Origin of the sequence: Ligilactobacillus saerimneri DSM 16049, from assembly GCF_000423265.1 — a bacterium.
GTDB classification, from domain to species: domain Bacteria; phylum Bacillota; class Bacilli; order Lactobacillales; family Lactobacillaceae; genus Ligilactobacillus; species Ligilactobacillus saerimneri.
Genome location: NZ_AUHQ01000001.1, coordinates 159524 through 166300 on the forward strand (window position 1 = coordinate 159524; position 6777 = coordinate 166300).

The 6777-nt window shown below is 43.1% G+C and carries 6 protein-coding genes; 2 read left to right on the plus strand and 4 right to left on the minus strand.

The features are described 5' to 3' along the window. Window positions 1–144 precede the first annotated feature (144 nt). Entirely contained in the window at window positions 145–882 is a 738-nt protein-coding gene (locus tag G541_RS0100940) for a deoxynucleoside kinase (RefSeq protein WP_027826184.1), read from the plus strand. Between the two features lie 69 nt (window positions 883–951). On the opposite strand, the gene G541_RS0100945 is transcribed toward G541_RS0100940, so the two are convergent. Together G541_RS0100945 and G541_RS0100950 are read right to left on the minus strand one after the other, a co-directional pair. Next, a complete protein-coding gene (locus G541_RS0100945) occupies window positions 952–1146 on the minus strand; it encodes a hypothetical protein (protein WP_009554911.1) in 195 nt (64 codons plus the stop codon). A gap of 115 nt (window positions 1147–1261) precedes the next feature. Then, window positions 1262–2452: an acetate/propionate family kinase gene (locus tag G541_RS0100950; protein ID WP_027826185.1), complete on the minus strand. Its 1191-nt coding sequence runs from the start codon at window positions 2450–2452 to the stop codon at window positions 1262–1264. Between the two features lie 165 nt (window positions 2453–2617). Between G541_RS0100950 and G541_RS09075 the strand changes: the two genes are divergently transcribed. After that, on the plus strand, window positions 2618–3172 hold the full coding sequence (locus tag G541_RS09075; protein WP_035162575.1) for a nucleotidyltransferase family protein: 555 nt from the start codon (window positions 2618–2620) through the stop codon (window positions 3170–3172). Between the two features lie 180 nt (window positions 3173–3352). On the opposite strand, the gene lysA is transcribed toward G541_RS09075, so the two are convergent. Together lysA and G541_RS0100970 are read right to left on the minus strand one after the other, a co-directional pair. Beyond that, window positions 3353–4663, minus strand: coding sequence for a diaminopimelate decarboxylase (lysA, locus tag G541_RS0100960; protein WP_009554917.1), 1311 nt, complete (start codon window positions 4661–4663; stop codon window positions 3353–3355). Window positions 4664–5207: 544 nt separating this feature from the next. After that, window positions 5208–6638, minus strand: coding sequence for an APC family permease (locus G541_RS0100970; RefSeq protein WP_027826186.1), 1431 nt, complete (start codon window positions 6636–6638; stop codon window positions 5208–5210). Window positions 6639–6777: the final 139 nt, after the last annotated feature.

Here is a 6777-nt window from a genome sequence, read left to right on the forward strand (position 1 = left end):
TTATTTTTCAATATTTTTATTGTATCATGAAATCATACTAAAGTTGGTTAGGTTTATCTCATCTCGCAGGTTACCGTCTTCTCCGTTGAATGTCCACCGTGAAACGGGTACAATAGCAAGTGCTATAAAAAGGAGTTGTTAAGTTTGATAACCATTGCTGGTGTGATTGGGTCAGGCAAGTCGACCCTCACTAACCTACTTGCTACTGAACTAGGGACAAAGCCATTCTTTGAACCGGTGGCTGATAACCCAGTCTTACCGCTTTTTTACAAAGGAAATGAGATTGCCAATAAAAAACGGGCTGCTGGCGATAAAGACGCCACAAACCCTTATACTTACCTGTTGCAGACATTCTTCTTGAACCGGCGCTTTCAGATGATGAAACAGGCTGCACAAGGAGAAAACAATATCCTCGATCGTTCCATCTACGAGGATGCAATGTTTATGAAGATGAATACCGACCTTGGCAATGCCACCGCATTGGAATATCAGATCTACCAGGAATTGCTTGCAGAAATGCTCAATGAATTAAAGCATATCAAGCAAGACAAGTCACCGGACTTGATGATCCTGATCAAAGTTTCCTATACTACAATGATTAAACGAATTCAAAAAAGAGGCCGAACCTACGAACAATTATCGACTGATCCTGGCTTGGTTGCTTACTACAAGCGTCTTCTCCGTTACTATGACGCTTGGGAAAAAGCCTACGACCTCTCGCCCCTACTGATTATTGATGGTGACCGGTACGATTTTGTGGAGAATCCTAACGATCGTAATACCGTTTTGAATCTGATTGAACAAGAGTTAGTCAACTTGGGTAAGCTCAAACCTGACCGCTTCGCCCAATTAAAGCAGCAACGATCCCTAACCACCAAGTAATAATTAAAAGAGTCCCCAACCTAGCATTAAGCTCCTGGTTGGGGACTCTTGTTTTAGCATTATCTTTAATCAATCCTCGGCCACAGCGATCGCCTGCAGGACAACCTCCAGACGGTCACAATTTTTCCATGCTTCTTCTTTCTTATGCTTGTAAACTTGATAAGCAGTTGAATTGGCCGGTGTTTGGGCACATAATTCAGTGTACTTATCAAGTTCCTTCCGATACGCCTGATAATCGGCTTGGATCTCTTTTGTATTACTCATCGGTACACCTCATTTTATGCATTCCTGACATTATAATTATAGCATTTCTCCACTAAAAAAGCAGGCAACTATTGTAGCTCACATCAGTGCAAACTTCCTAGTCCCTGCCTTAATTTTATGCTAAGTAGTCCATCACATCGCGGGCAATGACTAATTCTTCATTAGTTGGAATAGTCATAACTGTTACCTTAGAATCAGGTCCAGAAATAATCACGTCCTGACCGGTAACATCCAGTTTATCCTCAGCAATCGTGATCCCCATAAAAGCTAACCGCTTCATGATTCTCCGCTTGATTGGACCAGATGCTTCGCCGATCCCCGCCGTGAAAATCAGACCGTCGATCCCACCAACTTCAGCTACATACTGTCCGATGAACTTGACAACATTTTTGACGAAGATATCCACTGCCAATTTAGCCCGGTGGTTGGTGTCCATTTGGGCTAACAAGTCACGCATATCTGGCGAGAAACCAGAGATTCCTAGCAAGCCGGACTTGTTATTGAGCAGGTAGATCATTTCATCCATGCTAACCCCAAGTTTTTCGCGCATATAGGCAACCAAGGACACATCTACGTCCCCAGACCGGGTTTGCATCGTAATCCCACTCAGAGGTGAAAAGCCCATTGAAGTATCATAGGACTTACCATTTTTCACAGCACAGATCGAAGCGCCTGACCCCAGGTGACAGCTAATCAACTTAAGATCAGCCAATGGCTTCTTCATCAACTTAGCAGCTTCTCCCACAACATACTTGTGGCTTAAACCATGGGCCCCAAACCGGCGCACTCCATACTTTTCATACCATTCGTAAGGGACACTATATACATAGTTAGTTTCTGGTAGCGTCCGGTGGAAAGCTGTGTCAAAACATGCCACCGCAACTGCATGGGGCAATGCCCGCTCAAATGCCTCAATTCCCATCAAGTTAGCAGGATTGTGCAACGGGGCAAATTCTTTTAACTCTGCAATCTTCTTTTTTACATCATCAGTAACAATTACGGAATGATCGAAATATTCGCCGCCGGCTACAACCCGGTGACCAACACCAGCAATTTCATCATAACTAGTAACGATTTTTAACCGCAAGAGTAGGTCCAGGAGCAACTCAACTGCCCGTTTGTGATCTGGGATATCTTCAGTCTGTTGAAACATCACCTGACCATCAGCATTCTTAATCGTAACCTGGGGCGCGCTGATACCTATTCTTTCAATCAATCCTGATGCCACAATTCGTTCAGCTGGCATTTCAAAAAGTTTGAACTTTAAACTTGAACTACCCGAATTAATAGCTAGAATTTTACTCAATTCACTAACCTCCATTGAACCTAAAATTGATACCCTTCAACTATACCAAATTGCCCTGTGATTTTCATCTATTATCAATAGCATAGTTAGATTATTGTCTATTCTGGTATTTCTCCTATAAAAAAGTTACAATTAATAGCAGTAATTTTGGAGAGGAAGAAGATCATGAATCTCGAAGAACGCCTACTCACGTTGGTCAAAAACGACCACCACTTGCTGAATGTCATTACCATTCTCCGACAGCAACACCTACGGGAAGCAACTATCGTTGGCGATCCGATTCGGAACTTAATCTGGAATGCCATAACCAAGCAGCCATCATCTGTGCTATGGGATAAAATCACGGTTTATTATCGTAACATCAGTGAATCTTATGAAGATTTCCTGACTACCCAAGCCCAGTTAAGCCAAAATCATTCCCAGTATTTCTGGGAATTGACTAACCTCGGTTTGCCGGAACGTGCCGCTCTAGCACCCAGCCAACTAAGTATCTCTGAAGCAGTAGCGGCCCAACCAGAAAAATGCAGTGCAGTGGGAATTCAGCTTTTATCTGGCGGTGAGCTCACCGTGATTGCTCCTTACGGGTTGGACGATGCTTTTGCTTTACGGGTGGCCCCGACCCCGGCTTTTGCTGTGGGAACGGAGCAACATCCTAAATACCAACGTCGGTTACATTTCAACCACTGGCAAGAACGGTGGCCTGACTTGACTATTGGATAAAATAACTATTTAAATATGTAAATTTAAAAGAGGCGGGGAAATTTTCCCGCCTCTTTTTTGACGAACAATTTCTTTGCCTAAAAATAAGGAAAGATGCCCACACTTGTCCGCTATTTACCGTATGTCACACTACATAATGGCACTAACAATGGTTACTCCGAGCTAGATATTTCCATATAATTATTGAGCGATCCCTACTTCGCACCGTAACATATCCGCGTACGTTTCCCGTCTAATCACCAAACGTGACTCACCATTTTCACAAAAGACGACTGCTGGACGAGGATTGCGGTTATAGTTGCTTGCCATCGTATATCCATATGCACCAGTAGCTGGCACTGCCAACACATCTCCTGGATGCGTTGGAGGCAAAGGACAATCTTCAACTAGGATGTCCCCTGATTCACAGTACTTACCCACAACGGTTGCGACCTGCGTATTTTCTGCATGAGGCCGGTCGGCCAGTAAAGCTTCATACTTTGCATGGTAGAGGGCTGGACGGATATTATCCCCCATCCCACCATCAACAGAAATATAGTCGCAGACCCCGGCTACATGCTTGCTAGAACCAATTGTATACAGGGTAGTAGCTGCATCCCCTACTAGGGCTCGGCCTGGTTCAACCCAAATTGCCGGCATTTGCAGATGATACTTGTTAACCTTGTATTCCACCACTTCGATGATTGTCTTTACAAACTCTTCGGCTGGTAGTGGATCATCTTCACCAGTGTACTTGATCCCAAAGCCGCCACCCAAATTCAACACTTGGGCGTCAAAGCCAAATTCCTGGTTCCAATCACGTAATAACAGGGCCATCTTCTTGGCTGCTCCAATAAAACCTTGTACATCAAAAATTTGAGAACCAATGTGACAATGAACCCCGATTACATCTAAATGGTCATCAGCCAACATCTCTTGGAGAGCGCGGGCAGCTTGCCCACTGCGAATATCAAAACCAAACTTGGACTTTTCTTGCCCAGTTGAGATGTATTCGTGGGTTTCAGCTAAGATTCCTGGGGCAACCCGTAACATAACCCGCATTGTTTGTTGGCGGTCAGCCAAAATAGCTTGTAGAGTATGTAACTCCTGGAAGTTATCAACTACAATACAACCAATTTGTGCATCCACTGCATATTCCAATTCATGAGGAAGCTTATTGTTCCCGTGGAACTCAATCATCTCAGGACGCATTCCACCCTTTAGGGCAGCATACAGTTCACCACCTGATACAACATCACAGCCAATATTGCTCTCAGCTGCAAGTTGATACATTGCCAATGACGAAAAAGCCTTGCTGGCATAAACAACCCGGTGAGCAATATTTAAATCTTCAAAGACCCGTTGGAAGCTTCGAATCTGCCGCCGGATAGCACCAGTATCATATGCGATCAGTGGCGTACCATACTGTTGTGTCAATTTGAGTGCATCCACCCCACCAATGGCAATATGTCCAGCTGCGTTTGTGTCTACCAAATCAAGTCTATTCGTCATTATCTTCACCCTCTCTTTTTGCATAAAAAAAGCTGTATCCTAAGAAAATTCTAAGAATACAGCTAAATATATCTTTTAATGATTTTTGTATTTTATCTTTGAGCAGTTCCTAACTTAAGTTTAGGCGATGCAACACAAAAAGCGTAGATATATCCAGCTGCATTGGTTTAGCTGATTTACCTACGAAACGTTTAGCTTGTGTGTTTGTCATAGCTAATCTTGTTTGCATCGTTCTAACCTCCTCGTTAAGATGTTTATACTATAACTAAAATAAAATGAGAAATCAACCCAAAATCTCATAAAATATCAAGAAAATATTGCCCTGGTTTTATTTCTTGGGTACAAACCCTTACTATATCAAGCTTTTTTAGCCTTTACTACTTACAATAAAAAACGTGAATAAGAATTCATATTCGCAGCAAGTCGTTCGTCCTTTGCTCTCAAATTTGCGATATTTCCCATGCTATTTGTGGGCTCTTTGCAAATTAAAAAAATGAGACTAACGAGAAAACAGAATTTTCTCCTAGCCTCAATTTAAGTTAAATTATTTTCTATCATTTAGCGCTGAGTGCTTAGCCCCATACGTGAAATACATGACCAATCCGATAATAAACCATACACCAATGTAAATCTTTGCATCAATGTCTAAACCTAAGAACACGATCAACGCTCCTAAAAAGCCTACAAATGGTAATACCGGATAGAACGGAACCTTAAAGCCTGGTTCTGGAATATCCTTACCTTCACGGGGCCGCAAAGCATAGATCCCAATTGAAACAAACATAAAGGCCACCAAGGTCCCTGCTGAAACTAACTGTGACAGGAATTCAAATGGTGAAACAGCCCCCAAGACAACGCCGATGATCGTCAGGACTGTTAAAGCGTTCAAGGGTTGCTTATTTTTACTCAATTTACCTAACCACTGGGGCAACATCCCGTCACGGCCAAATGAATATAACAAACGAGAACCAGCCATCATCATCCCAATTAGCGCCGTGAACATCCCCACAATAGCGATAGTTTGTACAACTGTCGCAACAATTGGGTGACCAGCAGTCCGTAGGGCCCAGCCTACTGGTTCAGCATTATTCGCATAGTTGGTATATTTGAACATTCCCACTAAAACCAGGGAAACCGATACGAACAAAGCAACTGCGATAATCAGTGACCCGATGATCCCCCGGGGCATTGTCTTAGCCGGGTCTTTGGCTTCTGCTGAATTGGCTGCAATCGAGTCAAACCCAATATATGACAGGAAAATAGATGAAACCCCGGCATAAATACCACGCCATCCCCCAAAGACTGTCCCATCAGGGTTAGCTTTGGCAGCAGGAATAAACGGTAAGTAGTTTTCTGGGTGTAAGGCTGTGATCCCTACGAGAATAAAAATAAAAATAGCAATTACTTTTAAAACCACTAAGATATTTTGGATTCGGGCTGCTTCAGAAACACCCCGTGATAACAGATAAGCAATCATAATGATTACCAATGCAGCCACCAAGTCAAACATCCCGCCTTTAACACCAAAGGCATTGGATAGTTGCGGTGGAAGACTAAAGAGCGGCTGAATCAACCCCCGAAAGTTGGCTGATAAGCCGGATGCCACAAAGGCTACCGCAATAAAATACTCAGCCAACAGTGACCAACCAGCAATCCACCCGAAACCTTCGCCAAAAATCACACTGATCCACGAATATGCTGAACCGGCAAATGGCATCGCTGACGCCATTTCAGCATAGGCTAGAGCAACAAAACCAGCAACAACCGCCGCCAAAATTTCTGAAATTGCTACGGCTGGTCCCGCATAGCGAGCTGCTACCACCCCTGGCAAAGTAAAAATTGATGTCGAAACAATCGTTCCTACCCCTAAGGCCAAGAAATCTTTGACCGTAAGAACTTGCATCAAGTGGGAGTCTTTGTCTTGATATACACTCGGATCTTCTTTGAGGGTAAACCTCTTCCATATCTTATGCATATATTCCTCCTAATAGTTATCTTCGTTTTTTATCGTACATTTCTATAAGGTAGATTGCAATAAATAACTTGAACAAATTTAATGACGCAGATTAAGCAAAAAGATCTCAATTGGAGTTCGCCAGTTCAAACATTTGAGT